The sequence below is a fragment of the Halorhabdus sp. SVX81 genome, assembly GCF_029207715.1.
Classification (GTDB): Archaea; Halobacteriota; Halobacteria; order Halobacteriales; family Haloarculaceae; genus Halorhabdus.
In genome coordinates, this window is the sequence record NZ_CP104322.1 from 629,148 (window position 1) to 653,969 (window position 24,822).

General features: G+C 64.6%; 28 protein-coding genes and 1 pseudogene. 14 read left to right on the forward strand and 15 right to left on the reverse strand.

The genetic code is table 11. The annotated features are described in order from the left end of the window. Window positions 1-6: 6 nt before the first annotated feature. The 9 genes from SVXhr_RS03000 to SVXhr_RS03040 form a co-directional block, all read right to left on the reverse strand. Window positions 7-408 (reverse strand): universal stress protein, encoded by a 402-nt coding sequence (locus SVXhr_RS03000; RefSeq protein WP_015788778.1) that lies wholly within the window; start codon window positions 406-408, stop codon window positions 7-9. Between the two features lie 120 nt (window positions 409-528). Further along, entirely contained in the window at window positions 529-1,017 is a 489-nt protein-coding gene (tsaA, locus tag SVXhr_RS03005) for a tRNA (N6-threonylcarbamoyladenosine(37)-N6)-methyltransferase TrmO (protein WP_275739305.1), read from the reverse strand. A gap of 9 nt (window positions 1,018-1,026) precedes the next feature. Continuing rightward, the gene (locus SVXhr_RS03010; protein ID WP_275739306.1) at window positions 1,027-1,779 is read right to left on the reverse strand and encodes a type 1 glutamine amidotransferase; all 753 of its coding nucleotides are present in this window, start codon (window positions 1,777-1,779) and stop codon (window positions 1,027-1,029) included. Window positions 1,780-1,887: 108 nt separating this feature from the next. Beyond that, window positions 1,888-2,952, reverse strand: coding sequence for a 2-isopropylmalate synthase (locus SVXhr_RS03015; protein ID WP_275739308.1), 1,065 nt, complete (start codon window positions 2,950-2,952; stop codon window positions 1,888-1,890). 21 nt (window positions 2,953-2,973) lie between these two features. Continuing rightward, window positions 2,974-4,389 (reverse strand): nitrogenase component 1, encoded by a 1,416-nt coding sequence (locus SVXhr_RS03020; RefSeq protein WP_275739310.1) that lies wholly within the window; start codon window positions 4,387-4,389, stop codon window positions 2,974-2,976. A gap of 2 nt (window positions 4,390-4,391) precedes the next feature. Next, entirely contained in the window at window positions 4,392-5,843 is a 1,452-nt protein-coding gene (locus SVXhr_RS03025; RefSeq protein ID WP_275739312.1) for a nitrogenase component I subunit alpha, read from the reverse strand. Next, the gene (locus SVXhr_RS03030; RefSeq protein WP_275739314.1) at window positions 5,840-6,763 is read right to left on the reverse strand and encodes a radical SAM protein; all 924 of its coding nucleotides are present in this window, start codon (window positions 6,761-6,763) and stop codon (window positions 5,840-5,842) included. The genes SVXhr_RS03025 and SVXhr_RS03030 overlap by 4 nt, the downstream gene beginning before the upstream one ends. Beyond that, window positions 6,763-7,641 carry a nitrogenase iron protein gene (nifH, locus tag SVXhr_RS03035; protein WP_275739316.1) on the reverse strand — a complete coding sequence of 293 codons (879 nt, stop codon included), beginning with the start codon at window positions 7,639-7,641 and terminating at the stop codon, window positions 6,763-6,765. The genes SVXhr_RS03030 and nifH overlap by 1 nt, the downstream gene beginning before the upstream one ends. Window positions 7,642-7,996: 355 nt before the next feature. Then, window positions 7,997-8,734 (reverse strand): beta-ketoacyl-ACP reductase, encoded by a 738-nt coding sequence (locus tag SVXhr_RS03040; protein WP_275739319.1) that lies wholly within the window; start codon window positions 8,732-8,734, stop codon window positions 7,997-7,999. Between the two features lie 181 nt (window positions 8,735-8,915). Here SVXhr_RS03040 and SVXhr_RS03045 point away from each other — a divergent pair, with 181 nt between their 5' ends. Next, entirely contained in the window at window positions 8,916-9,089 is a 174-nt protein-coding gene (locus SVXhr_RS03045; protein WP_275739321.1) for a DUF5786 family protein, read from the forward strand. Between the two features lie 79 nt (window positions 9,090-9,168). On the opposite strand, the gene SVXhr_RS03050 is transcribed toward SVXhr_RS03045, so the two are convergent. After that, complete coding sequence (locus SVXhr_RS03050) at window positions 9,169-10,026, reverse strand: YkgJ family cysteine cluster protein (protein WP_275739323.1); 858 nt, start codon at window positions 10,024-10,026, stop codon at window positions 9,169-9,171. Between the two features lie 141 nt (window positions 10,027-10,167). On the opposite strand from SVXhr_RS03050, the gene SVXhr_RS03055 reads away from it, so the two are divergent. After that, window positions 10,168-11,919, forward strand: coding sequence for an ATP-dependent DNA helicase (locus SVXhr_RS03055; RefSeq protein WP_275739325.1), 1,752 nt, complete (start codon window positions 10,168-10,170; stop codon window positions 11,917-11,919). Between the two features lie 328 nt (window positions 11,920-12,247). Here the strand turns inward: SVXhr_RS03055 and SVXhr_RS03060 are convergent, their stop codons facing one another. Both SVXhr_RS03060 and SVXhr_RS03065 read right to left on the reverse strand, forming a co-directional pair. Next, complete coding sequence (locus SVXhr_RS03060) at window positions 12,248-13,345, reverse strand: class I SAM-dependent methyltransferase family protein (protein ID WP_275739326.1); 1,098 nt, start codon at window positions 13,343-13,345, stop codon at window positions 12,248-12,250. Further along, complete coding sequence (locus SVXhr_RS03065; protein WP_275739328.1) at window positions 13,338-14,474, reverse strand: 60S ribosomal export protein NMD3; 1,137 nt, start codon at window positions 14,472-14,474, stop codon at window positions 13,338-13,340. The genes SVXhr_RS03060 and SVXhr_RS03065 overlap by 8 nt, the downstream gene beginning before the upstream one ends. Window positions 14,475-14,618: 144 nt before the next feature. Between SVXhr_RS03065 and SVXhr_RS03070 the strand changes: the two genes are divergently transcribed. The 6 genes and pseudogenes from SVXhr_RS03070 to SVXhr_RS03095 all read left to right on the forward strand — a co-directional run bounded on the left by SVXhr_RS03070 (window position 14,619) and on the right by SVXhr_RS03095 (window position 18,508). Next, on the forward strand, window positions 14,619-14,930 hold the full coding sequence (locus SVXhr_RS03070; protein WP_275739330.1) for a DUF6516 family protein: 312 nt from the start codon (window positions 14,619-14,621) through the stop codon (window positions 14,928-14,930). After that, complete coding sequence (locus SVXhr_RS03075; protein ID WP_275739332.1) at window positions 14,914-15,327, forward strand: transcriptional regulator; 414 nt, start codon at window positions 14,914-14,916, stop codon at window positions 15,325-15,327. The genes SVXhr_RS03070 and SVXhr_RS03075 overlap by 17 nt, the downstream gene beginning before the upstream one ends. A 73-nt stretch (window positions 15,328-15,400) precedes the next feature. After that, a complete protein-coding gene (htpX, locus tag SVXhr_RS03080) occupies window positions 15,401-16,279 on the forward strand; it encodes a zinc metalloprotease HtpX (protein ID WP_275739334.1) in 879 nt (292 codons plus the stop codon). Window positions 16,280-16,364: 85 nt separating this feature from the next. Continuing rightward, window positions 16,365-16,901, forward strand: a complete 537-nt coding sequence (locus SVXhr_RS03085; protein ID WP_275739336.1) for a helix-turn-helix domain-containing protein — start codon at window positions 16,365-16,367, stop codon at window positions 16,899-16,901. Beyond that, window positions 16,898-17,423 (forward strand): annotated as a pseudogene (locus SVXhr_RS03090) (hypothetical protein). The gene SVXhr_RS03085 and the pseudogene SVXhr_RS03090 overlap by 4 nt, the downstream one beginning before the upstream one ends. Before the next feature lie 68 nt (window positions 17,424-17,491). Further along, window positions 17,492-18,508 (forward strand): SGNH/GDSL hydrolase family protein, encoded by a 1,017-nt coding sequence (locus SVXhr_RS03095; protein WP_275739340.1) that lies wholly within the window; start codon window positions 17,492-17,494, stop codon window positions 18,506-18,508. A gap of 27 nt (window positions 18,509-18,535) precedes the next feature. Here the strand turns inward: SVXhr_RS03095 and SVXhr_RS03100 are convergent, their stop codons facing one another. Beyond that, window positions 18,536-18,868, reverse strand: coding sequence for a DUF424 family protein (locus SVXhr_RS03100; RefSeq protein WP_275739342.1), 333 nt, complete (start codon window positions 18,866-18,868; stop codon window positions 18,536-18,538). Window position 18,869: 1 nt separating this feature from the next. Further along, window positions 18,870-19,625: a tetratricopeptide repeat protein gene (locus tag SVXhr_RS03105; RefSeq protein WP_275739344.1), complete on the reverse strand. Its 756-nt coding sequence runs from the start codon at window positions 19,623-19,625 to the stop codon at window positions 18,870-18,872. A gap of 53 nt (window positions 19,626-19,678) precedes the next feature. Here SVXhr_RS03105 and thpR point away from each other — a divergent pair, with 53 nt between their 5' ends. The 6 genes from thpR (at window position 19,679) to SVXhr_RS03135 (ending at window position 23,322) form a co-directional block, all read left to right on the forward strand. Continuing rightward, the gene (thpR, locus tag SVXhr_RS03110; protein WP_275740859.1) at window positions 19,679-20,236 is read left to right on the forward strand and encodes an RNA 2',3'-cyclic phosphodiesterase; all 558 of its coding nucleotides are present in this window, start codon (window positions 19,679-19,681) and stop codon (window positions 20,234-20,236) included. A gap of 174 nt (window positions 20,237-20,410) precedes the next feature. Then, window positions 20,411-21,214 carry a ZIP family metal transporter gene (locus SVXhr_RS03115; protein WP_275739346.1) on the forward strand — a complete coding sequence of 268 codons (804 nt, stop codon included), beginning with the start codon at window positions 20,411-20,413 and terminating at the stop codon, window positions 21,212-21,214. A 49-nt stretch (window positions 21,215-21,263) separates the two neighbouring features. After that, window positions 21,264-21,416 (forward strand): 50S ribosomal protein L39e, encoded by a 153-nt coding sequence (locus tag SVXhr_RS03120; protein ID WP_275739348.1) that lies wholly within the window; start codon window positions 21,264-21,266, stop codon window positions 21,414-21,416. After that, entirely contained in the window at window positions 21,413-21,691 is a 279-nt protein-coding gene (locus SVXhr_RS03125; protein WP_275739350.1) for a 50S ribosomal protein L31e, read from the forward strand. The genes SVXhr_RS03120 and SVXhr_RS03125 overlap by 4 nt, the downstream gene beginning before the upstream one ends. Window positions 21,692-21,694: 3 nt before the next feature. Further along, window positions 21,695-22,360, forward strand: coding sequence for a translation initiation factor IF-6 (locus tag SVXhr_RS03130; RefSeq protein WP_275739352.1), 666 nt, complete (start codon window positions 21,695-21,697; stop codon window positions 22,358-22,360). A gap of 41 nt (window positions 22,361-22,401) precedes the next feature. Beyond that, a complete protein-coding gene (locus SVXhr_RS03135; protein WP_275739354.1) occupies window positions 22,402-23,322 on the forward strand; it encodes an NAD-dependent epimerase/dehydratase family protein in 921 nt (306 codons plus the stop codon). Window positions 23,323-23,325: 3 nt separating this feature from the next. Here SVXhr_RS03135 and SVXhr_RS03140 read toward each other — a convergent pair whose 3' ends face one another. Beyond that, window positions 23,326-24,759, reverse strand: coding sequence for a sugar transferase (locus SVXhr_RS03140; RefSeq protein WP_275739356.1), 1,434 nt, complete (start codon window positions 24,757-24,759; stop codon window positions 23,326-23,328). Window positions 24,760-24,822: the final 63 nt, after the last annotated feature.

Below are 24,822 nucleotides of genomic sequence, written 5' to 3' on the forward strand. Positions count from 1 at the left end.
GGCTCGCTACTTCGAGCGGCCGGTGATCGTCACCGGCAAGTCGGCGTCGAGCACGACCGCCTGGGTGACGCTGCCGTACAAAAGCGAGCCGAACGGCGAGCGCTTGCGACCGCCCAGGACGAGCTGGTCAGCGGGGAGTTCCTCGGCCACGTTCAGAATCTCCGAGGCGGGATCGCCGATCCGGGACTCGACCTCGTATTCGACGTCGGTCCCTTCGAGACGCTCGATCGCCGCCTCGCCGCCGGGGACGTCCGCCACCGTCTGCCCATCGGCGTCGGCCTCGTCGGCGAAGACGTACAGCACCGTCACGTCGACGGATTCGGCGGCATCAGGCAGGGCCTTGACGGTCTCGGCCTGGGCTGTTCCACGGGCGCGACTACTGTCGACCGGCATCAGTACCGTGTACATCAATCGACGAACTCGACCAGAAAGTGGAAATAATAACCGGAAAATGGCAATAGTTGCGACGTCGTTTGGGCGTCCAATCGGTAATTCGGAATAGAATTAGACGTATGTCGAACGTCTCCGTCACCGAAAGCGGTCGTCCGCCCGGCGCTGCTCGACCGCGTCGTCGCTCGCGGGGATCCAGCTGTCGTCGACCCTGTCGGGCACGTCGAAGCGGCCGACCAGCGGTTTCACGTCGAGCAGCGGGGTCCCGTCGACCACGTCGATGCCCGAGACCTCGATGGTGGGGCCGTCGACGGCCTCGATCCGAACGACCGAGAGGCCAACGTTGTTGGGCCGTCGTGGGGCGCGCGTGGCGAAGAGGCCCCGCGGCTGGTCGTCGAGGAACGGCTCGACGGAAAGGGGCGCGTCCGCGGGCGATTCGTGGAAGTGATAGAGGAGGATACAGTGCGAAAAGCTCCCGAGGTCGGCCAGGCCCGCGGCGTAGTCCTCCTCGAGTTCGACGGTCCCGCATGCGTCGGACCCGGCCGGCTGGATCGGCATCTCGACCGCCGACTCGAACGCCGAGTGGATCGTCCCGATCGGTTCGTAGGTGATGGATTCGTCGGTCATGGCTGTCGCTCATCGCCCGGGCCCGTCAATCTCCCGGTCCGACCCCGGGTTAGTCCCGGAACCGGGCGGTGACGAGCATTGTTCGGCCAACCCGTCCAGCAGAGTGTCGCAATACGACCGCAAGTCTTCGAGCCGGTCGGCCGCCGGGAGCAGGGTTTCCGGATCCTGGACGGACGGTCCCGGGTCGACCTCGGTCGCTTCGATCAGCGCCGCGATGCTTTCGGCAGTCGCCTCCGGGTGACACTGGAACCCGACGACCCGATCCTCGGAGACGAACGCCTGATTCACGCAGGCCTCGCTGCTGTAGAGTCGATCGGCCTCGTCCGGGATCGCGAAGGTGTCGCCGTGCCAGTGGAACACGGGGAACCGATCGGGCAAATCCGCCGTCGGCGGCCACTCGCGGGCGCGATCGGTCGCCTCGATCGGGTACCAGCCGATCTCGCGGCGGTCGTGCTCGCGAACCTCGGCCCCCAGGACCTGGGCGAGCAACTGCCCACCGAGACAGATCCCGAGGACGGTCTTGCCGGCCGCGATCGCCTCGGCGATGAGTCGCTTCTCCGCGTCGAGCCAGGGATGGGCCTCGGTGTCGTGGACGCTCATCGGCCCGCCCATGACGACCAGCCAGTCGAACTCGGCAGGTTCGGGCAGCGGATCGCCGTCGTAGAGGCGCGTGCCGTCGATCGTGTGGCCACGGTCGCGCGCCCATTCGGCGATTCGACCGGGGCCCTCGTGGGGGACGTGCTGGAGGTATTGAATGTGCATGCGTCGACGGTCACCTGGGGGTTCGATCAGCGTTGGCCCTGGCACAGATCACGCCCGCGGAAATCCAGCCAGCGTCGACCACGGCAGGGGTCAAGCGTCCGAGTGTGCTCACGGCAAGTCGCCCTCCCGCGTGGTGGCGTCCTCCCGGTCGGCCAGCGCCCGTGCGGTGCTGCCGGAGTGTTTGCCGATCGCGATCCGGCGGGACTGGCCGACCGCCGAGGGGTCCAGCCCCTCGTAGGTCGCCGGGTCCTCCAGGAGTGCGTCGACGTGGATGCCGGACTCGTGGGTGAAGGAGTGCTCGCCGACGACCGGCTGGGTGGCCGGGAGGTCGAGGCCGCTCCGTTCGGCGACTGCCCGCGCAAGCGTCGATAGCCCCGTGGTGTCGATCCCGGTCTCGACGCCGTGGATCGCCTCCAGCGCGACAACGACCGGTGCCAGCGCGGCGTTGCCGGCCCGTTCGCCGATGCCGGTGACGGTGACCGCGCCCACGTCCGCCCCGGCCGCCAGGCCCGCGAGCGTGTTGGCGACGGCGAGCCCGCAGTCGTCGTGACAGTGGACGCCGACCTCGGTGTCATCGGCGAGTGACTCATCGACCGCCCCGACCAGCCGAGCGATCGCGGTCGGACTCGCACCGCCGGTCGTGTCCGGCAGATGAACCCGCGAGGCACCGGCCCGCTCGGCTGTCCGGGCGAGTTCGCGCAAGCGATCGATCGGCGTCCGGGTCGCGTCCTCCGCCGAGACTGTCACCGCGATATCGCGGGCGAGCGCGTGTCTGACCATCGACCCGACACGATCCAGCAGGCCGCCCACGTCCCAGCCGGTCTTGGCGTCGAGGTGGCCGTCGCTGGCCGGCGCGACGATCGTCACGCGGTCGACGCCGCAGTCAGCCGCCGCGTCGATGTCGTCCGGATCAGTGCGGGCCAGCGCCAGCGTCTCGGCGTCCAGGCCCGCGGACGCGATCTCGGCGACGGCCTCGCGTTCGGCCGGCGAGATCGCAGGGAATCCCAGCTCGATCTCCGGGACGCCCGCGCGGTCGAGCCGGGTTGCGATCTCGAACGTCTCCTCCGCGTCGAACGTGACGCCCGGGGTCTGCTCGCCGTCCCGGAGCGTGGTGTCGTACAGCGTCGGCTCGCCGTCGATGTCCGGATTGTAGGGGCTCGTGTTTGCGTTCATGGGCGACGCGGGGAACGCACGCTAGCGCACCCCTCCCTCCAGGTCGGTATCCAGCGTCGTGTTCGAGACGAGTCGCTCGTTGCCCCCGCGGAGGAAGGCGTTGACCACGTCGTCGAGCAGGTTGATCGACCCGCGGTAGCCGACCGTCGCGCGGCGATGGTAGCCAAAGCGGTCCTCAACGGGGAACCCGGTGCGCACCAGCGGGATGTCCTGCTCGTCAGCGAGGAATTTGCCCTTCGACGGGCCGACCAGCAGATCGACCGGCTCGTCGTCGAGCATGTCCTCCAGTTCCTTGAGATCGGACTCGTGGCGGACGTGCAGGTCCAGATCGTGGCGATCGGCGACCGCGAGCATGTCCTCGGTCCACGCGTCGGATTCGAAGGACGTGAGCGCGTGGACCGGTTCGGACCCGGCCTCGGCGAGGAACTCCGTGATCCCCTCGATCCAGTCCGGGTCGCCGAAGACGCCCACGCGCAGCCCCGAGAGGTACATGTGCGCGTCGACGATGGCGTCGAGCAGGCGGGCGCGTTCCTTCTTCAGACGCTCGGAGCGATCGAGGCCGGTGATCTGGGTGACGGCCTCGACGAACCGATCGGTGTTGCGCACGCCGACCGGCATCGGCCCGACGCTGACCTGCTGGTTGTACTCCTCGCCGAGGATCCGTGCGCCCTCGCCGCCGACGTGCTTCTGGAGAGCGACCGTCCCGCGGGAGTTCGCGGCGTCCTCCAGATCCTCGATCGGCGTGCCGCCGGGCGGGTGGTCGGGGTCGTCCGCATACAGGCCGCCGTCCAGGGGGTCCGAATAGTCGGTGAGCCACAGCGGGTTCGCGCCGATCTCCTCTAGGATGTGGCGGATCTCCCGGATGTCGCCCGGATCGACCCACCCCGGGATCACGTTCAGCCGGTTGGTCGGCTTGCCGGGTTCGGGGAAGCACTGGACGACCTCGGTGACGAAGTTGTCCATCCCGGTGATGTGGGTGCCGACGTAACTCGGCGCGTTCACCGAGAGGATCGGCACGTCCACCTCCGGGTTGGTCGCCTGGTACTCCATGACGATCCCCTCGATGTCGTCGCCGATCGTCTCGGAGAGACACGTCGAGATGCCCGTGATCATCGTCGGGTCCACCCGCTCGTAGATGTTCTCCAAGCCCTCGATGAGGTTGTCCGCCCCGCCGAAGACCGTCGAACCCTCCGTCAGCGAGGTGACGCCCGTCTCGACGGGCTCCTCGAAGTGGCGGTTCATCTCGTGGCGCGGGTAGGTCGCACAGCCGTTCGACCCGTGGATCAGCGGGACGCCGCCGTGGACACCCAGCGTGCCGATCATCGCACCGATCGGCGCGCACATCCGCACGGGATTGATGAAGCCGGTGCGGTCCTGCGAGCAGGCTTCGGCCCCGTCGGGGACGCCCTCGGGAACTTCGTCAGTGTCACTGCTCATAATTAATCTGCCACCCCCGAGGCGTCGCCGACGTGATCGAGCACGTCCGGACTCCCGTCGCCGCCGAACGGTTCGGCCTCCTCGCCGACCAGGTCCCAGACGGGGTTGTTGACGGCCTTGTCCATGTCCTCGGCGAACCCGAGCAGGCCGCGGAAACCGGCGTAGGGCCCCGAGTCGTAGCTGTGGCCGTTGACGAAGCTGATGCCGCGCTTGTAGGCGAGGAACTTCTCCTTGTTGCCCGAGATGAACAGGTCGATGTCGTAGTCAGCGAGGATCTCCTCGAGTTCGGGGCCGTTGGGGTTGTCCACGACCAGGGTGTCCTCGCCGACGCGTTCGAAGATCTTGCGATGGTCGTCCTCGTGGCCGAACGTCGAGCCCACGGCGACGACGTCCATCCCGAGGTCCTCCTCTAACATCGGCGGCCAGTGCCAGCACCGCGGGCCGCCCTGGTAGATGAACACCCGGTTGCCTTCCAGGCGGTCGCGGTAGTACTGGAGTTGCTCGTCGATGGCGGTCAGTTCCGAATCGATGACCTCCTGGCCGCGCTCCTCGATGTCGAAGAAGTCGGCGACTTTCTCGATGGCTTTGGACATGTGGCGGGTCCCCCAGAAGGAGACCTCGATCGAGGGCGTCCCGTAGGCGTCCTCGATCATGTCCGTGATGTAGCCAGCCGAACGGGCGCAGTGAACGACGTTGAGGCTTGCCTTCGGCATCTGGCGGATGCTCTCCAGATCGCCGTCGCCGGTGAACGTGACGTTGATGTCCAGGCCCAGCTCCTCAAGCGGCGGCCGGATGACTTCCAGGTCACCCTTGATGTTGTATTCGCCAACGATGTTGATCGTCATCTCCTCGCGTTCGGGCGTCTCGGCGGGGTCGATCAACTCGTCGAAGATGACGTTGTTGCCGACGTGGTGGCCCTTCGACTGGCTGACCCCCGAGAACCCGGCACACGGGAAGAACGTCACCGGCACGTCGTCGTCGATTTCCTCCTCGGCCCGTTTCGCGACGTCGAAGCCGTCGTCACCGATGAGAGCCGGTGAGCAAGTGTTGTACACGAAGATACCCTCGGCGTCGGGGAATTCCTCGTGGGCCTCGAGGATCGTCTCCAGCAGGCGGTCCTCCCCGCCCATGATGATCTGGTTCTCCTGGAGGTTCGAGACGAAGACGTTGTCCATGTGCTGGCTCGTGTCGCTGGCCAGGTGGGGCCGGTAGCCCCAGGAGTAGTACGCACACCCTGTCGGGCCGTGGGTGACGTGCAGGACGTCTTTCACGGGCCCGCCCACGACGCCGCGACAGCCGGCGTAGGTACACCCGCGCTCGGTCATGTCGCCGGGCGTCGTCGGTTCGTTGCTGTCGATACACTCGCCGGGATTCTCCGGGTCGTACTCCTCGGATCCCTTCCGCACGACGTGGTCGTCGCGGTCCGGGATCGGGTCGTTGCAGTTCAGTCTCATGGCTGTCCTCCGGTGACGTTGACTGACGCGAGCGAGCGGTCGTCGGCCAGCATGCCGGCCGCGTCGGCCCGGCACTGCTGGCAGTTGCGGAACTGGTTGAGGTGGCCGCCACAGGCCTCACGGACGGCGGCCACCTGCTGGTGATCGGGCGATTCGTGCTCGGCGAACTCGGCCATCGGAATGAGTGGCGTGACGTTGTGGACGTACGCCCCGAGGTCGGCGGCTGTCTCGGCGACGGTCGGCAAATGATCCTCGTTGACGCCGGGGATCAGGATGGAGTTTACTTTCACGACCATCCCGCGATCGACGGCCTTGCGGATGCCTCGCAGTTGCTGGAAGAGCAGCAACTGGAAGGCCTCTTGTCCCTGGTAGACCGTCCCCTCGTAGGTGACGCCGCCGTAGATCTCCTCACCGATGTCCGAATCGACGGCGTTGACGGTGACGGTCACCGTCTCGACGCCCAGGTCGTCGAGGCGATCGACGCGATCGGGCAGGAGCAGGCCGTTCGTCGAGATACAGCCCTTCAGTTGCGGATGCCGTTCGTTCAGCAGTTCCAGGGTCTCGAAGGTCTCCTCGTTGGCCAGTGAGTCGCCGGGGCCGGCGAACCCCGCGACGGTGATCCGGGATTCCTCGTCGAGGATCTCGCCGACGCGATCGACCGCCTCCTCGGGCGAGAGGACGTCCGAGGAGACGCCGGGCCGGTTCTCGTTCGGACAGTCGAAGCGCCGATCGCAGTACCCACAGGAGACGTTGCAGTCGGGCGCGACCGGCAGGTGAATTCGGCCGAACTCCTTGTGGGTTCCGTCGCCGTAGCAAGGGTGATCGGCTGTCCCGGACTCCTCGGCCGCTTCAACGTGCGGGTCGTCGGGTGGTTCCGCGGCGGCCTCGACGTGCGGGTCGTCGGGTGGCTCCGCGTCCATCAGTCGGCGGCCTCCCCCTCGGCGGCGTTGGGCGTGACGACGCCGTACTCGCGCATCAGCGATTCGAGTTCCTCCTGTTCCATCGGATCGGGGACGGTGTAGGTGTCGTTTGTCTCGATCTTCTCGGCCAGTTCCTTGTACACCTGGGCCTGATCGACGCTGTCGTCCCAGTCGATGACGGTCTTCTTCTGGATCTCGGCGCGCTGGACGTCCTTATCGCGCGGGATGAAGTGGATCATCTGGGTGTTGATCCGGTCGGCGAACTCCTCGACGAGTTCGCGTTCGCGTTCGACGTTCCGGGAGTTGCAAATGATCCCGCCCATCCGGGCGTAGCCCCGGTTAGCGAACTTCTGGACGCCGATGGCGATGTTGTTGGCGGCGTACAGCGCCATGTACTCCCCCGAGACGACGATGTAGATCTCGTCGGCGTAGTCCTCGCGGATCGGCATCGCAAAGCCGCCACAGACCACGTCGCCCAGCACGTCGTAAAAGACGTAATCGAGGTCGTCCTCGTAGGCCCCCTTCGCTTCGAGGGCCTCGATGGCGGTGATGACGCCGCGGCCGCCACAGCCGACGCCGGGCTCTGGCCCACCGGCCTCGACGGTCTTGACGCCCTCGTAGCCGTCGATCATCAACTCGTCGAGGTTCAATTCCTCGGGGTCGCCCGCCTCCCGGACCTGGTCGAGGACCGGTTCCAGGCGTTCGCCCCGGCGGAGCAGGCGGGTACAGTCGGCCTTGGGGTCACAGCCGACGTCGAGGATGTTGTGGCCCTTGTTAGCGAGTGCTGCGGCGGTGTTCTGCTGGGTCGTGCTCTTGCCGATCCCGCCCTTGCCGTAGATGGCGATCTGCCGTGGACCGTCGTCCGCGTCGTCACTCATCGGGCGTCACCCCAGTTCTCGTGCATTCGATCCTTTCGGACGTCGATTCGTTCGGTTCGGTAGTCGTTGCGTACATCGTGCGTTCCTCCCGGAAGCCGGCAATGGTTTCCGGCTCTCGGACATCCGGCCCTCTCGCGAGAGGGAATATAAAACATTCGGCTAATTTACATCCACAATCTAGCGATACTAGGAGAATATAATGCCGTTATCCTATATGATTGCCCAATTAATTGCGGAGATTGACGAGATACTCAAAAAACGTTCGATAACAGCGATAATAGATAATCGGTTTTATCTCGACAGCAGAACGATCGGACGTGAGCGTCGGGCGTCCAATGTACAGCCCGAACCGTCCCTAAAGATCCATCCCGCCGTTGACGTCGATCACCTCGCCCGTGATGAACGACGACCGCTCGCTCGCGAGGAAGGCAACGACGTCGGCGACTTCCTCGACGTCGCCGATCCGGCCGAGTGGGGTGTCTTCCTCGACCTGCTCGATGATCGACTCGGGCAGGTCGGTCACCATGCTCGTCTCGATGAACCCCGGGGCGACGCAGTTGGCCGTCGATCCCTCGCGGGCGAGTTCCTGGGCGAGCGTCCGGGTGAACCCGAAGATGCCGGCCTTCGCCGTCGCGTAGTTGGCCTGGCCAAGGTTGCCACCCTTGGCGACGATGCTCGAAATGTTGATCAGGCGACCGTCCTCGGCCCCCGCAATGTCGTCGTAGAAGGTCTGGGTGCAGTGAAAGGCTCCGTCCAGGTGGACGTCGAGAACGGTGTCCCACTGCTCGTGGCTCATCTCCTTGAAGAAGACGTCCTGATTGATGCCGGCGTTGTTGACCAACACGTCGACCGTGCCGAAGGCGTCTTGGATGTCCTCGGCCATCGCCGCCACCTGTTCAGGTTCGGTCACGTCGGCTTTGACGGCGATCGCCGACCCACCGGCGTCTTCGATCGTCTCGACGACCTCACGGGCGGCTTCTCCTGAACTCCGGTAGTTGACAGCGACCTCACAGCCCGCGTTGCCGAACCGTTCGGCGATCCCACGGCCGATTCCTCGCGATGCGCCGGTCACGACGCAAGTCTTCGCTTCCATATTGGCCGATCAACGTGACGAGTGAAAACGATTCGCTGTGACGCAAATTTAGCCAGACGCACTCTGGTGTCACCAAGCGCCTGTCCGACCTGTCCCGTCGTGGTGGATACCATGTGGAACTCTCCCGTGTGAGACCGTTACATTGATAGGGGTATATCGTGAACAACCAGCGTGGTACACAATGTCGATGGGCGCGTACGATGACGAGGAACACGAACGCCGTGAACGCAAGAACAGTTCGGTCGACGCGAGTTTCGACGACGACCGGACGGACTACCACGGCAGTGTCGACTACGAAAGTGAGGACTCGACCGAGGAACTGCTGGAGACGTTCAAGGAGATCCAGTCCGACTGATTTGCCGTGCAAATTGGTACTGTCTGTCCCCAACCAGTAGCGATGACGCTCTCTTTGTTCGGGCCCCGCTCGAACGCGATCACTGACTTCCGTCCCACCCGGGCGTGGGCGTGGCTCCGCGCCGGGTTTCGATCGTCCGTGCGAGCGTCGGATCGGCAGCGCTGGTTTCCGCCCGTCGTCGCCACTCGGCTATGGCCTCACTGATCCATGACTCGGTGGTTGCTGCCCGCTCGCGAACCTGCTCGTACCGCCTCGGCTCGACCTCTAAGGTGCCCGGACTCGACGCTGCCGCGACCGCGATGAACTCCGCGCGGTCGTCCCGCGTCGATTCGCCATCGCGAAGCCTCGTGATGGCGTCCCCGATCCGATCCGGATCCGGATGTGCGAAGACTGTCTCCCCGATCGCCGCGGGACCGAAGTTCGGCGTCGCATCTTCCGGGGGCTCGTCGTCGAGCAATCGATCGCCGCCGTGTTCGGCCTCGACGCGTTCACACTCCGTTTCGACATCGAGGACGAGGTTCTCGCCAGGGTAGATTTCGCAGGTCTCGGGATACCGGTCGGTGTTGTGGATTCGACACTGCAACGTCGTCGGGTCCAGAAAGACGCAACTCGACAGCCAGGTCGGTTCGTGGCCGAACGGAGCCACCGGCTTCGGGACGGATCGCAGGCCAACGAAAAACGCCGGGCGGCCGTCGATCGCTGCCACCGAGACTCCGCCGACGTCGATGCCATCCTCGCTCGCGAACAGTCTGGGGACGAGTGCGTCGGCCAGCCCCTCCTCCACGAACCCGCGGATCGCCTCACGATGGAGGGGAACGAGGTTGTACTCGTCGTCGAGTGGTTCGTAGGGGCCGCGCCGCTCGTGATCGATGTCCTCCGCGGCGAGCGGTCGCCAGTCGATGCAACAGCCCGCACACCCCTCGCAATCGACCTCCATGTCCCGGTGGACGCTATCGTGAACCAAAGACGTGTGGGTGGGATCGGATCACTCGACCACGGGACCGGGCGACGGCGGGTGTTCGGGTGATCGACGCTGTCGATCGGTGTGCTTAGGATCGTCCGTCCATTTCCCAGGAGCGTGGATCCCTCCCGTATCGAATCGGCGTTTCCCGCACCCTCCTATCGCGGCAACCAGGAGGACGCCCTGCGTCGTATCCGGGCGGCCTTCGAGGACGGCAACGACGTCGTGCTCGTCCGCGCCCCGACGGGCAGCGGCAAGTCCCTGCTGGCGCGGGCGATCGCCGGCTGTGCCCGCGGGGGGAGCCAGGCCAGCGCGACCGACCCGATCGGGGCCTACTACACGACCCCGCAGGTCTCCCAGCTCGACGACGTGGCGAGCGATCCGCTCCTCGACGATCTTTCGATCATCCGCGGGAAAGGAAACTACAAGTGCATCCTCTCGGGGGAGACCGACACGCCCGTCACGCAGGCCCCCTGTGCCCGCGAGCGGGAGTTCGACTGCCAGGTCAAACACCGGTGTCCGTACTTCTCGGACCGCTCGATCGCCGCCAACCAGTCGATCGCGGCGATGACGCTCGCCTATTTCATGCAAACCGCCGGCTCGGACGTCTTCGGCACGCGCGACGTGGTCGTGATCGACGAGGCCCATGGCCTGGGCGAGTGGGCCGAGATGTACGCCGCGATCGATCTCGCGCCCGACACGGTCCCAGTCTGGGACGAACGCCCGCCCCCTGAGATCGACGACGTCGAGACGGCCGCCGACTACGCCGCCGGCCTCTCGCGGGTCTGTGATCGGCGATTGACCGACCTCCGCGCACAGGTCGAACTCGAACCCGAGGAGGCCAAAGAACGCGACCGGCTGGAGGAACTCCGGTCGGATCTGACGTGGTTCCAGGAGGCCGTCCGCGATCCGGACAGCCCGACGACGTGGGTCGTCGATCAGCCCGACGGCGAGGGCACCCGGACGACGTGCAAGCCCCTCAATCCCGAGCGCTTTCTCTCACACACGGTCTGGGATCGCGGGAACAAGTTCGCGCTGCTCTCGGCGACGATCCTCAACAAAGAGGCGTTCTGTGCGAGCGCCGGCCTCGATCCTGACCGCGTGGCGCTGGTCGACCTCGAACACACCTTCCCCGTCGAGAACCGGCCGCTGGTCGACGTCACTCGGGGGAAGATGACCTACGAGGAGCGCGAGGCGACGATTCCGAAGATCGCCGAGACGCTCGTCTCGCTGATGGCGCGCCATCCCGAGGAATCCGGGCTGGTGCACTGTCACTCCTACGCGATCCAGGACGCTCTCGAAGCCGAACTCGCGGCACTCGGGGTCGAAGACCGCGTTCGCTCTCACGACAGCGAGGATCGCGACGGCCAACTCGCCGCCTGGAAGCGCAGCGACGATCCGACGGTCTTTCTCTCGGTGAAGATGGAAGAAGCCCTGGATCTCGACGGTGATCTCTGTCGGTGGCAACTGCTCTGCAAGGCTCCCTACCCCAACACGCGGGATTCGCGGGTCGCGCGTCGCCTGGAAGACGGCGACTGGGCGTGGTACTACCGGAGTGCGCTCCGGACGGTGATCCAGGCCTGCGGGCGGATCGTCCGCTCGCCCGAGGATCACGGGGTCACCTACCTCGCGGATTCGAGCCTGTTGGATCTCTTCGATCGCGCCCGGACCGACATGCCGGGGTGGTTCGCCGACCAGGTCGATCGGATGGAGCGCCCCGATCTCGCCGATCCGGATCCTGACGCTGCGCTCGCTGGACTGACCGACGGCCGGTCGAGCGGTCGGTCGGGGTCGGGAGGCTCGCGCCGCTCACGACGCAGTTCCCGGTCGGGATCGAATCCCGTCGCCGATGTCTGGGACACGGAGTGATTTTGGGTCACATGTTGTCGGCTTTCGACGGGGGACGCTGCGACGAATCGTCCCGTCGATCCCGAGTGCGTCCGCAGTCACGATCGGGCAAACCACGGAACTGGAACGACCCGCTACACGATGTAAATCCGCTTGACGGATTCTCGAACGGGATCGGTGTTTGCCGGGGCACTCGACGCACTCAAAACAGGCTGGACGCCGCGTAGGCGAACGACGACCCGACCATCAACACCACGAGGATGATCGCGAGGATCTGCTGTCGGTCCATATCGGGGCTTGAGCGCCGGGACGAATAGGTGTTACCCTCTCGGGACTGAAATGCTCACCCTCACCGGATCCGTGCGTCCACGACGACGTGTTCGACGCCCTCGCTGTAACTCTTCACCCGACGAGTGTCGAGTACTTCGACCGACCGGCCTCGATCGCTCGCGGCCGCCTCCAGCCGATCGATCGGCCGGTCGAACACCAGGTCTTCCGGCGTCGCTTCGTGAAGGTGCACCGTTCCCCCTGATTTCAGCGCGTCGAGGGCGCTGTCGAGGTACTCGTAGGCGTCGTAGTAGCCCATGACGACGCGATCTGCACTGACCCCATCGACCACATCACGACAGTCGGCCCGATAGGGCTGGACACGGTCGGTCACGTCGTTGAGCCGGGCGTTCTCCAGCAGGTACTGGAACGCGGTCGGGTTGCGCTCGACGGCGACCACGTCCCCGCCGGCCCGGGCCATCGGCAGCGTGAAGTAGCCGATCCCGGCGAACATGTCGAGGACGGTCTCGCCGTCACTCACCACTTCGGCCATGCCTGCCCGCTCCTCCTTGTTGCCCGGCGAGAACATGACTTTCGCGAGGTCCAACGCGTAGCGCGTGCCGTGCTCGGTGTGGATCGTCTCCGTATCGCCCTCGCCGGCGAGCACGGACACGTCCGGCTCGCGGTGCTCGCCGGCGATCCCGTGGCGTTCGAGGACGGTGTCGGCCTCGCCGTGGAGGTCGAGGAGCGCCTCGCCCAGTTCCTCGGGCCGCGGTGCGTCGCCGATCTCGACGAGGATCACGCTCCCGACGACGGCCCACGACGACGGCGCACGGTCGACCTCCGCTCCGGTCCACCCGCGCTCGCGGAGGTGATCGGCCAGCGTCCGCAGTCGAGGATCGCCGACCTGCCGGACGACTTCGTGAAAGTCGACGGTTTCGGGGACGGCCGTCACGGGGATCGAGACGCCGCCGTCGCCGTAGGCCCGGACGCGCCGGTCTGCATCGTAGACGCCCTCGTCGGTCAGGGCGTCGATGGCTTGCTGGGCGCGGGGTTTCTCGACGACGACAGCGAGCTCACCCTCAGATTCCCCGGTGAGAACCCCGGCCCCTTCACTTTCGCCGCTGAGAACCTCGGACACCTCCTCTTCGTCGTCCGGAATCGGACTGTCGTCACTCATCGTTGATCTCGTCCGCGTCGTCGCTCGGGAGGACGTGCAACCCGGCTCGTGATTTCAACACTGGTACCGTCTCAGCGTCGGCGTCGAGATAGTCGGGCCGCGGGATCGACTTCGTCTCGTAGGTCTCGGGATCGAGCACCTGGACGGCGTGATCGTCCTCGACTGCCACCAGCGTCGTCTCGACGCCGTCCGATTGACCGCCTAGTCGTCGGGCGTCGGGTGCATCACCCGCCTCGAAACTCGCCTCGTAGGCGTCGCCGGTCTTCAGCCGCGTTCCCTTGAGGTTGCCCTGGACGCTCCGAACGATGACCGGGCCGTCGCCGTCTTCGGGATCGATGACCTCGCCTGGTCGATAGGGCGGCAACCGGACGGCGTAGGTCACCCGGTAGACTTCGTTGCCGTCCTCGTCCTCGGTGATCAGCGTCTCCGAGTCCGAAAAGGAACCGCCGAACTCGCCGACGATCCGGCTGGCGATCTGCTTGCCGATGTTCGTCGTCGAGACCTTGATGTTCACCCCGTCGTCGTCCTCGCCCACCTCGGTGACAAACGCGTCACGAGCGCCCGTCGCCTCCATGTCGGCGACGATTTCGTGGGCGATCGCTTGGGCACGTTCGATCTCGTCGTCGGTCGGCGTCCGGTCGCGTGCCCGCACCTGGACGGTCGAGGCGTAGGACCCACCGGCGATCCGGCCACACCGCGTGCAGACTTGCCGGGAGACCTTCACGGGGACGACGACCTCCTCGGTGACCGCCGTCCCGCGGACGACCCCCGAAAACGTCGCGTGCATCCGGATCGTGTTGCGGTCGACCTGCTCGGGCGCGACCTGCCAGGAGACGTCGGTCGCATCGAGGTGGACACCCAGCGACTCGCTGGTTTCCTCGATCGCGACGTCGGTGTAGTCCTCGGCACCGACGTCGAGCCAGCGGTTGCCCCGGTGGACGGCCCCACACCGCGAACAGACGCGGACCTCGATCCGCTCGGGCGCGTCCACGAGGTCGAACTCCTCGAAGTAGCAGGCGTCACACAGCACGCTGTCGGGATCGTGCGCGCCAGGCTGGCCCGGCCGCTCGGTCGGGTCGCTCTCGATCGCATCGCCACACCGCGGACAGAACGCACCCGATCGCGTCATTACACTGCGGTAGGGGATTGGTCTGTAAAAACGGCGCGGGTTCGAACTTAGCCGACAGAACGTAGCGCTTTGATCGGTGCTTATCTGAACACCGCCTTGTATTCCGCACCAACAATTAAGATGTTGCACTTCGTAACAACAACCGTGCCCGGAGATGATCTCGCCCAGCCCGTCATCGAGGTCACGAAGGACTTCGGTGACCGCTATGCTGAGATCAATGCCTACCGGGTGCCCGAATCAGATCGGTATCCGGAAGAGATCAAGTACTCGATGCAGTATGGCAATGCTGCAGGGGAAACGATCCTTCGCTACGACAACTTCCCTGACCACCCGGATACGGCACGCCATCACAAGCATACGGCCGACGGGAGTGTCGATGACGTCGAGTTCAACGGGCTGGAGTCTCTCTTCCAGCAGTTCAAATCAGAGGTGATCGAACATGGCCACGACTGGTAACGATACTGACCGTACGCTTCACGTTCGCTTTCGCGAGGGTGACGACGAGCAACTCTCGGACACGCTCGCCGCCCTCGACCGAGGCGAGACACCCGACCCGCATCTCGAAGTGGTCTACACGGACCCCGCGGACGTACACAGCGTAACACGACCGAAATCACTGGAACTGCTGCGGGCGATTGTCCAGCACGAACCCGGGAGTATTCGTGAGACTGCACGCCTCGTCGAACGTGACGTGAGTCAGGTCCACCGTAATCTGACCGAACTTTCGGAGTTGCATTTGATCGATCTCGTCGAAGAGGGCCATGCCAAACGGCCGGTCGTGTGGTACGACGCGATCGATATCGATCTCCCGCTGGTGGCATCGGCCAGTGATTCGGACGAAGCTGTCGTGTAGTTTCTCCGTTGGGCATTCTGCCGACACCGTCACCCGGAGGGGTTTTCTTTCCCGATCACCTACGAGTGTCCGTATGCAGTGGCAACCGGACTGGGGGCTGCGCGGGCGCATGGTCGTGACGATGTTCCTGCTGTTTGCCCTCTACATCGTGTTCGTCGGGGTGCTTGCGAGTGCCGGCGTCGGCCTCGTGGGTATCGTCGTCGTGATGGGTATCTTCTCGTTCGGTCAGCTGTTCTTCAGCGACAAACTCGCCCTGCGAAGCATGGGCGCGAAGAAAGTCGACGAGAACGAGTACCCGGAACTCCATCGGAGCGTCTCCCGGCTGGCCCAGCAGGCCGACCTGCCGAAACCCGACATTGCAGTGGCAGACTCGTCGGTCCCGAACGCCTTCGCGACCGGTCGTTCGAAGAAGAACTCGACGGTCTGCGTGACGACGGGCATCATGGAAACCTTAGAGCAGGACGAACTGGAGGGCGTCATCGCGCACGAACTCGCCCACATCAAGAACCGCGACGTCGTGGTGATGACGATCGCTTCGTTCCTCTCGACGATCGCCTTTCTGATCGTCCGGTGGGGCTGGCTGTTCGGCGGCGGACGCAACCGCCGGGGCGGTGGCGGCGGGATCTTCGTCGCCATCGCCGTCTCGCTGGTCGTCTGGATCGTCTCCTACGTCCTGATCCGCGCTCTCTCCCGGTACCGGGAGTACGCCGCCGATCGCGGCGGGGCGATCATCTCCGGCCAACCTTCGGCGCTGGCCTCGGCGCTCGCGAAGATCGACAACCGGATGGACCGCGTTCCCAAGGAGGACCTGCGGAGCCAGTCGGAGATGAACGCCTTCTTCATCGTCCCGATCTCGAAGGGGATGATCGCCAACCTCTTTAGGACCCACCCCTCGACGGAGAAGCGAATCGATCGCCTCCAGGAACTCGAACGCGAGATGGAGACGGTCTGACAGCCGGATCGTTCTTTCCCTCGAATTGTCCTATTCTGCTCCCGCCGCCAGCCTTATATTGAGTTATGTATAATTCATAACCAGGATGGCGCAGTCCCCACCACAGTCGGGTCAGTCACCCATTCGGCAGCTACAGACAGTTGCCGACCTCCTGGAAACGCCGGCACTCGCCCGGGTTTACGCCCAGGTTTTACGGGACGGTCCGGTCACTGTGTCCGATATCGTCGACGCACTCGACATTCCGCAGGGGACCGCCTACGAGTACGTCCGGAAGCTCGAAACGGCCGGATTGCTCGAGAAAACCCGCGACCAGCGTCCGTACGAATACGACGCCGAGCCGATCGCCCTCACGCTCTCGGCTGCCGAGGAGACGCGAACGATCACGCCGGCACTGATCGCGGCCGTTGCCCGTCGCGAAGCGGACGAGGACATCGACGTGTACATCAACCGACACGGTCTCGACGGCCTCGCTGTCGCGCTCGAGTACGCCTTCGAGTACGTCGAGGGCACGGTCAACCATCGCATTGCGGCCCGGGAACTCGATCTCTCACCCCTCGAAGCCGAGATCATCTTACAGGCGCTCGAACCAGTCGCCACCGAGTACGCTGAAGAACGTAAATGACGACTGTCTACGTCGCTGATACTGGTGTTTTCGTTCGCTGTGGCGGGCCTGAGAAAGACAAATCCCAGCGGCTGCGCCGGGCTGTTCGACAGGCAGACATCTCCCTGCGAATTCCACAACGCGTCTACGAGGAACTCGGTGGCGATACTGCTGCGGAGGAATACCCCTCGAGACGTGCCGTATTCGGCTGGCATCCGATCGGGCTGGATCGTCGTCGCCGACGAACTCGACTACACCAATCCGTTGGTTTCGACGGTGATGGACGAGACACGCAGATTCATCGCCAGCGAGACCGACCGCGACGAGGATCGCATCGAGAAGGCGGACACGGCCCTCGTTGGGCTTGCCGGACAACTTTTGGATGCCGGCGAGGCGGACCGCATCGTGCTGTTGACGACGGACAAACCGGCGGGACGAGCGGCTGTGCGCTTACTTCCTACCCACGGCTTCGAGGACTGTATCAAGTTCCGATACGTTAGCGAGGTGTTTCTGGAGACGATCACTGTCGACGAATTTCGTTGAGATTCCGCATTCCGAAGGCGGCATATCGGAGTTATTTTCTTGCGACGGTGACAACGAACCGCGTCCGCATGCAACTCGAGGCCTTTCCGTCCGTGTCTTTGCACAACGTCGCCGAACTCGCCCCGGCCGACTGGACCAACGGCGGCGGCCATCTCCATCGCGTCCCGCGTTCGGTGGCCGCGAATCTCAACGTCATGGCCCGCGACCGCGTCCAGAGCCCGACAGGTAGCGAGATTCGGTTCGTCCCCGACGGCGAGGACGCGACCGTCGAGGTGACGCTCTCGGCTGCGGGGGAGACGACCGTCCAGCCCTTCTGGGGGCCGTTCCAGGGGGCCGAACCGTTCGAGATCGGCCCGGACCCTTCGACGCACTCTTTTGCCGTCCCCGACCGGATCCGAAACCTCGATCCGGCGGCTGCCGAGAACGCCGCGTATGACACCCGAATCTGTCGCCTTCGCTTCGACGCGTGGTCCCGTGTCGCACTTCACGACGTTGCCGGCGACGCTCGTCCACCCCGAGACGCAGAACTCCCCGAAACCCGGTATCTCGCTTACGGCACCTCCATCACCGAGGGGGCGCTCTCGAATCCACACCTGGCGTACGTCGCCACCGCCGCTCGACAGCTGGGTGTCGATCCGATCAACCTCGGCATGGCCGGCTCGGCGTACTGCGAACCGGCCATCGCCGACCACATCGCCGGTCGCGACGACTGGGACGTCGCGACGATCGCCGTCTCGGTCAACATGTCGAATCGGGGATTCACTGTCGAGCAGTTCCGCGAACGCGCCGATCAGTTGCTCGATACCGTCGCCGGCGCACACCCAGAAAAGCCGATCGTCGCCGTCTCGCTGTTCCCGTATCACGCCGACGTCGTCGCGGGCGACGATCCCGAACGGGCGGCGGCCTACCGGGAGACGCTCGAAACACTCGTTGCTGACTCAGCGCACGACAACCTCTCGTTTATCGACGGCTCGAAGCTGCTCTCCGTGCCCGGACTGATGGACGACATCCTTCACCCCGGCGACGCCGGGATGGTCGAGATCGGGCACAACCTCGCCGACGAACTCGCGCCGCTGGTGGAGTGAGTCACAGCCCACGCCGCTGTCGAGCAATCACATCCACAGCAACTGTGCGTGGCGGGTCCCGTCGATGTCGAGGACGTTCGCTTCGTCGACGAACCCCTCTTCGATGGCGACCTCGACCGCCGTCGACCCGACGAGGTTCGCCGTGTCACACCGAGCCAGACTCGCAGCGACCGCCTCGGTGCTCGCCGAATCCCCGCCGTAGAACTCCTCGGTCACCGCAAGTGAGAGTTCGCCGTCTTCGAAGGTCTCGCCCAGGACGTCAGCGTCACACACCGAAACGAGCAGTCCCTCCTCGGTCTCGCGCTCGGTGAGCAGGAGTTTGGCATCCGCCGGCGCGTCCGTTCCCTCGTCGTCGGTCATCTTACTCGTAGAGTTCCGTCTGGGCACCGTCGTCGATCAACTCCTCTTCGGTCTCCTGGCGGAGTTCTTCGGCCTCCTCGACGAGTTCCTCGGCGCGTTCGTCCTCGCCGACTTCCTCGTGGGCGCGGGCCTTCTCCTCCAGGAGGGTCGCGTTGCGAAAGCCGAGCCGGATGGCGTTGTCGAAGGCGTCGATGGCTTCCTCTGCGAGGCCGCGTTCGAGCAGGAAGAAGCCGCGGTTGTACCACGCTTGCGGGAATCGGGGGTCGATCTCGACGGCGCGTTCGGCGTGTTCGAGCGCCTGCTCGGAGCGGCCGGACTCCCAGAGCGCGTACGCGAGGTTGGTCTCGGCCGTCGCGGCGTGCTCGGAGTCGGGATCGATCTCGATCGCCTCCCGGTAGGCCCCCATCGCGGCGTCGTACTCCTCGAGTTCGGCGTGAGCGGCCCCTTTGTTCGCCCAGGCCTCCTGTGCGACCGAGTCGTCGTCGGCGTAGCGGGCGGCGCGTTCGAGGGTCTCGGTCGCCTCCTCGAAACGCTGGATCCGGGTGTAGCTGATCCCGACGTCGAGCAATTCCTCGGCGTCGACTTCGTCCCCGCCGATCGATCGCTCGTCGAGGAGGTCGCTCACGACGCGGGAGTCGACCGGGTCGACGCTGTCGGGATCGACGTTGAGCTCCGGCGGTTCGAGATCGAACCCCTCGTAGGGCTCTGAAAAGCCCTGGCCCTCCGAGAACTCGTGGTCTTCGGGTTCCTCAGTCATGTAGACCGTCTATGGCAGTCAAATGGTTAAGGCCTGCGTCACCAATGGCTGATATGGGCAAGCGACTGTTCGTCAGCATCGACCTCGACGGCCTCGCCGAGGCGATCGCGGCCGTCCAGGATCGCTTCGAGGGTGCTTCGGGGCTGAACTTCGTCGATCCTGCACAGGCCCACGTCACGCTGAAGTTCCTGGGCGATACCGACCCGGACCGCCTCCCCGAACTCACCGATGAACTCACCGCGGCAGTCGAAGAGAGCGGCGTCGCCCCCTTCGAGGCGCGCTTTGGTGGCCTCGGCGCGTTCCCCAGCGAGGAGTACATCACCGTCGTCTGGGTCGGCGTCCGCGAGGGCGGCCCGGCGATGACAGCCCTCCAGGCCGCCATCGAGGATCGAACCGTCGCGATGGGCTTTGACCCGGAAGACCACGAGTTCACGCCCCACGTTACCGTCGCCCGGATGGACCACGCGGGCGGGAAGGAACAGGTCCAGACCGTCCTTCGCGAGGCTGATCCGACCGTTGGTACGCTCGACGTCACCGAGGTCTGCCTGACCGAGAGCGTCCTCACCGACGATGGCCCCGACTATTCGACGCTCGAATCGTTCGAACTGTGACGCCTGTGGTGTGTAATATAAGGAATATGGTGTATTCTGGAACAGGGAACTGCCAATAAATATCGGCTCTCATCGGATTAGATGGCTATTTAGGCCGGACAAACGACTTAGGCCAACCAAAATTGGTTGGTATATTGATAATTCTTAAGTGCGTCCCGGCCCAACTATCGTTCAATGAGTTTGCTGGCGAATCTGACGCTGGTGTTCGTCGCGGGATTCATCACCGCGCTGGCGACCGGGCTGGGCGCGCTGCCGTTTTTCCTGGTCGAGGACATCAGCGACCGGTGGTACGTCGCGCTGTGGGGGCTCGCTTCGGGGATCATGGTGGCGGCGTCGCTCTTTGGCCTGATCTTCGAGGGGCTCGCCGAGGGGACGGCGATCGAGATCGCGATCGGGATGGCGGCGGGCGTCGTACTGGTCATCCTCGCCCACCGCGTCCTCGACGGTGCGGAGATCGACCCCCAGGAGTACGCGGAGGCCGATTACAAGAAGCTCGTGCTCATCCTCGGCATTCTGACCGTCCATAGCTTCCCCGAGGGCGTGGCCGTCGGCGTCTCCTTCGCCGAACTGGGTCTGGAAGGGGCCCAGGGACCGATGGTCCTCGGCGTGACGGTTCCGATCCTGGCGGTGTTCATGACGATCGCCATCTCGATCCACAACGTCCCGGAGGGGACGGCGATCGCCATCCCGCTACGGTCGATGGACGTCGGCGAGTGGCGGATGGTCTGGTGGGCGGTGTTTTCGAGTCTCCCCCAGCCGATCGGTGCCGTCCTCGCCTTCGCGTTCGTCCGGGTCGCCAGGGACTTTCTCCCCTACGGCTTTGGGTTCGCTGCGGGGGCGATGATCTACCTCGTCCTGACGGAGTTCATTCCCGAGGCCTTGGAGACGGGGGCGGACCTGCCCTCGCGGGGCCGGCCCGAATTAACTGCCGGCGTCGTGGTCGGGGTGGCCATCATGGTTCCGCTCGCGCTGGTGTGAGGGTCGAAAGAACACAACTATAAACGACGACAGCGAACGATGGCCTACAATGGGTAAGAAATCAAAGGGCAAAAAGAAGCGGCTGGCGAAACTCGAACGCCAGAACAGTCGCGTCCCTGCGTGGGTCGTGATGAAAACCGATCAGGACGTACAGCGGAACCCGAAACGACGCCACTGGCGACGGAACGATACTGACGAATGAGCGCCGAAGAATTCGAGGAGCGGGTCGTCACCGTCCCGCTTCGTGACGTCCAGGCAGTACCGAACGGCGAACGAGCCGGCACGGCGATGTCGCTCATCCGCGAGCACCTCGCACAGCACTTTTCGGTCGCGGAGGATGACGTCCGTCTCGACCCGTCGATCAACGAGGAGATCTGGTCGGACGGCCGTTCGAACCCCCCGAGTTCGATCCGCGTTCGTGCTGCGCGCTTCGAGGAAGCGGGCGAAAGCGTCGTCGAAGCCGAACCCGCAGAGTAACCATTGCTCCGCACGGCCTTCGCCGGATCGGCGTACGTCGGTGTCTACGCACGCGCTACTGACGAGTACCTCCTGATCCGGCCCGACGCCGAGGAAGACGTCACCGAGGCCTTTGGTTCGGAACTGTCCGTCCCGATGGTCGAGACGACGATCGGCGGTGCCGGAACGGTCGGCGCGCTCGCCGTCGGCAACGAGAACGGACTGCTCGTCACGAGTCGCGTCACGGATCACGAACGCGACCGCATCCAGGACGTGATCGACGTGCCCGTCGTCGAACTTCCGGGCCGTATCAACGCCGCCGGGAACGTGGTCCTCGCCAACGACAACGGCGCGTTCGTCCACCCTGACCTCCCCCGGGACGCCGTCCAGGCTGTCAAGGATGCGCTCGACGTGCCGGTCGAACGCGGCGATATCGCCGGTGTCCAGACGGTCGGGACGGCTGCGATCGCCACCAACCGCGGTGCGCTGTGTCATCCCAAGGCGACCGACGCCGAACTCGACCGGGTCGCCGAGGTACTGGATGTTCCGACGGACGTCGGGACGATCAACTACGGCGGCCCGCTGGTCGGCTCCGGCCTCGTCGCCAACGCCGAGGGCTACGTTGTCGGCCAGGACACGACCGGCCCGGAACTCGGCCGGATCGAGAGTGCCCTCGGGTACGTCGACTGATATCAGTAGTTTCTTGGGCTCATTCGTTCACTACTACTGTCATGAGTGGGTCCAGCGTAACCGGACAAACCGTGGTAATCACTGGGGGGGCGGGGTTCATCGGCAGCCATCTCGCCGATGCACTCGTCGAAACAAACGATGTGATCGTTCTCGATGACCTCTCGACAGGGGCACGCGAGAACGTCCCCGACGGCGCGACGTTCGTCAAGGGCGACGTTCGTGATCCGGCGACAGTCGCCGAGGTCACTGACGGTGTTGACCTGGTCTTTCACGAAGCCGCCGTCGTCAGTGTCGAGCAATCGATCGACGAGCCCGAATTCTGTCACGACGTCAATTTCGACGGCACGCTTCAGATACTCGAGGCGGCAAGACGGGAAGATGCCCGCGTCGTCTTCGCCTCAAGTGCAGCGATCTATGGCGAACCGACGTCCCTGCCGCTCACGGAATCCGAGCCGGTGGCTCCACAGTCGCCGTACGGGATCGATAAGTGCTCAGCCGACCAGTACCTCCGGACCTATCACGACCTTTACGGCCTCGAAACGGTCGCGCTCCGGTATTTCAACGTCTACGGACCGCGCCAGACGGCGAGCGATTACAGCGGCGTGATCAGTATTTTCCGCGAGCAAGCCCAGGCCGGCGAGCCGATCACTGTCGACGGCGACGGGACACAGACCAGGGACTTCGTCCACGTTGCGGATGTCGTTCAGGCGAACCTCCGGGCAGCGACGACCGAGCACGTCGGCACTGCGTACAACGTCGGGACTGGCGAAGAAACCTCGATTCGGACGCTCGCCGAAACGACCCAGCGGGTCACCGACAGCGACTCCCCGATCGTTCATCGCGATCCGCGGCCGGGCGATATTGCACATAGTCGGGCCGACGTCACGAAAGCCCGCCAACGGCTGGGATACGAACCGTCGGTATCTCTCGAAGACGGCCTGGCAACGCTGGTCGGTGAGTGATCGTCACCTCTGGTCGGTATCGCCGCCGGCGATTGTCCGAGTAACGTCCGTCAATACGTTCCAGATCTGTCGAACGACGATCTGGACGTCGAACCAGAACGACTGTTCACGGATGTACTGGAGGTCATACCGGAGCTTCTCGATCGGTTCGATGCTCGTGGCCTGGTGTATCTGTGCGAGGCCGGTGAGTCCCGGTTTGACGAACCATCGTTTTCGCCAGGCGTCGACGGTCGTCTCCAGGTACTGTTCTTCCTCTTCTGTCCAGACGGCACGAGGTCCCACGACGCTCATGTCCCCGACGAGAATCGACCACAACTGTGGGATCTCATCGAGATGCGTCTGCCGAAGGAACCGCCCGACCCGGGTAATCCGATCGTTCGTGTCGTCGTCGGTCGGTTCGATCGACGCCCCCTCCGGCACCATACTCCGGAACTTATAAATAGTGAACGTATCCCCGAACGTGGCTGTTCGATTCTGACTGTAGAATATTGGACCGCCGTCATCAAGTTTGATCGCCACCCCGACGACGGCGATCACTGGAGAGAGAACGACGAGTCCGCCCACGGCGAACGCGATATCGAAGAGCCGCTTGATAAGGTGGTCCTGCCAGTCCCACGGTTCCAGGTCGACGTCGACCAGTTCGCCGCCGGCCGTTCCGTCGGTCAGTACGACATCGGCGTGATCACGATGGACTTTCGCGGCGACGCCGTACTCGTAGCAAGTGTCCAGCGCCCCGAAGAACTCCGCACGATCCGGGCGATCGAACGCGAGGATGGCCGTGTCCACATCGTAATCGAACAGGATCTCGTCGAGACGCGAGAGGCCGCCGAGATACGTCAGGTCCCCAATCGCGTCGGACTCTTTCCCGCCGTCTGTCTGAGGACGCATCGGGGTGAGATCAGTATTCCCCACGTACGCCGAGGGTGGTGAGACATAGCCGATCACGGCCCCGTCGACTGCGGCTAAGATATCTTTGATCGTCTCTGGGTCGTCGCCGATGATGACTGTCCGTTCACCAGTTCCCGCCGGACGGCGGCGGATGGCGACAAACCAGAGCGGGAGCACGAAGAGGAGAAGCCCCCCAGCAACCAGCAGCGTCGCCCGCGGAAGCCGGTAGGTGTAATCGAAGTAACCTATCGTCGCAAGCGAGAGGAGGGCAAGTATCGTCCGGCGGCCAGCGTCCATCCACGTATCGAGGATCCGACGCGGGCGCGGCTTGTACAGCGGAACCATTGCCACGAGAACCACAACTGTCGTCGTCGTCGCCTCGAAAAGGAGTTCGTCGCCCACTGCACGATCAGCGGGGAGGTTCGCCAACACCGGAACGAACTCTATCATCGAACGCACGGCTGGTTCGTTGGCTAGGACAACTGTCACCAAGGCGATCACAGCGGTGCCGAACACACCCGAAGTCCGGTACCGCCAGTGTGGCTCCATTGCTACAGAATCCGATACCGTGGCGAATAAATCCTGTGTCAGACATGTATCGCTTCTTCCGAG

Coding starts and splice junctions, on each gene's coding strand:
- SVXhr_RS03000 (WP_015788778.1), bottom strand. CDS start 408: ATGTACACGGTACTGATGCCGGTCGACAGTAGTCGCGCCCGTGGAACA.
- tsaA (WP_275739305.1), bottom strand. CDS start 1,017: ATGACCGACGAATCCATCACCTACGAACCGATCGGGACGATCCACTCG.
- SVXhr_RS03010 (WP_275739306.1), bottom strand. CDS start 1,779: ATGCACATTCAATACCTCCAGCACGTCCCCCACGAGGGCCCCGGTCGA.
- SVXhr_RS03015 (WP_275739308.1), bottom strand. CDS start 2,952: ATGAACGCAAACACGAGCCCCTACAATCCGGACATCGACGGCGAGCCG.
- SVXhr_RS03020 (WP_275739310.1), bottom strand. CDS start 4,389: ATGAGCAGTGACACTGACGAAGTTCCCGAGGGCGTCCCCGACGGGGCC.
- SVXhr_RS03025 (WP_275739312.1), bottom strand. CDS start 5,843: ATGAGACTGAACTGCAACGACCCGATCCCGGACCGCGACGACCACGTC.
- SVXhr_RS03030 (WP_275739314.1), bottom strand. CDS start 6,763: ATGGACGCGGAGCCACCCGACGACCCGCACGTCGAGGCCGCCGCGGAA.
- nifH (WP_275739316.1), bottom strand. CDS start 7,641: ATGAGTGACGACGCGGACGACGGTCCACGGCAGATCGCCATCTACGGC.
- SVXhr_RS03040 (WP_275739319.1), bottom strand. CDS start 8,734: ATGGAAGCGAAGACTTGCGTCGTGACCGGCGCATCGCGAGGAATCGGC.
- SVXhr_RS03045 (WP_275739321.1), top strand. CDS start 8,916: ATGTCGATGGGCGCGTACGATGACGAGGAACACGAACGCCGTGAACGC.
- SVXhr_RS03050 (WP_275739323.1), bottom strand. CDS start 10,026: ATGGAGGTCGATTGCGAGGGGTGTGCGGGCTGTTGCATCGACTGGCGA.
- SVXhr_RS03060 (WP_275739326.1), bottom strand. CDS start 13,345: ATGAGTGACGACAGTCCGATTCCGGACGACGAAGAGGAGGTGTCCGAG.
- SVXhr_RS03065 (WP_275739328.1), bottom strand. CDS start 14,474: ATGACGCGATCGGGTGCGTTCTGTCCGCGGTGTGGCGATGCGATCGAG.
- SVXhr_RS03075 (WP_275739332.1), top strand. CDS start 14,914: ATGGCCACGACTGGTAACGATACTGACCGTACGCTTCACGTTCGCTTT.
- htpX (WP_275739334.1), top strand. CDS start 15,401: ATGCAGTGGCAACCGGACTGGGGGCTGCGCGGGCGCATGGTCGTGACG.
- SVXhr_RS03085 (WP_275739336.1), top strand. CDS start 16,365: ATGGCGCAGTCCCCACCACAGTCGGGTCAGTCACCCATTCGGCAGCTA.
- SVXhr_RS03095 (WP_275739340.1), top strand. CDS start 17,492: ATGCAACTCGAGGCCTTTCCGTCCGTGTCTTTGCACAACGTCGCCGAA.
- SVXhr_RS03100 (WP_275739342.1), bottom strand. CDS start 18,868: ATGACCGACGACGAGGGAACGGACGCGCCGGCGGATGCCAAACTCCTG.
- SVXhr_RS03105 (WP_275739344.1), bottom strand. CDS start 19,625: ATGACTGAGGAACCCGAAGACCACGAGTTCTCGGAGGGCCAGGGCTTT.
- thpR (WP_275740859.1), top strand. CDS start 19,679: ATGGGCAAGCGACTGTTCGTCAGCATCGACCTCGACGGCCTCGCCGAG.
- SVXhr_RS03115 (WP_275739346.1), top strand. CDS start 20,411: ATGAGTTTGCTGGCGAATCTGACGCTGGTGTTCGTCGCGGGATTCATC.
- SVXhr_RS03120 (WP_275739348.1), top strand. CDS start 21,264: ATGGGTAAGAAATCAAAGGGCAAAAAGAAGCGGCTGGCGAAACTCGAA.
- SVXhr_RS03125 (WP_275739350.1), top strand. CDS start 21,413: ATGAGCGCCGAAGAATTCGAGGAGCGGGTCGTCACCGTCCCGCTTCGT.
- SVXhr_RS03135 (WP_275739354.1), top strand. CDS start 22,402: ATGAGTGGGTCCAGCGTAACCGGACAAACCGTGGTAATCACTGGGGGG.
- SVXhr_RS03140 (WP_275739356.1), bottom strand. CDS start 24,759: ATGGAGCCACACTGGCGGTACCGGACTTCGGGTGTGTTCGGCACCGCT.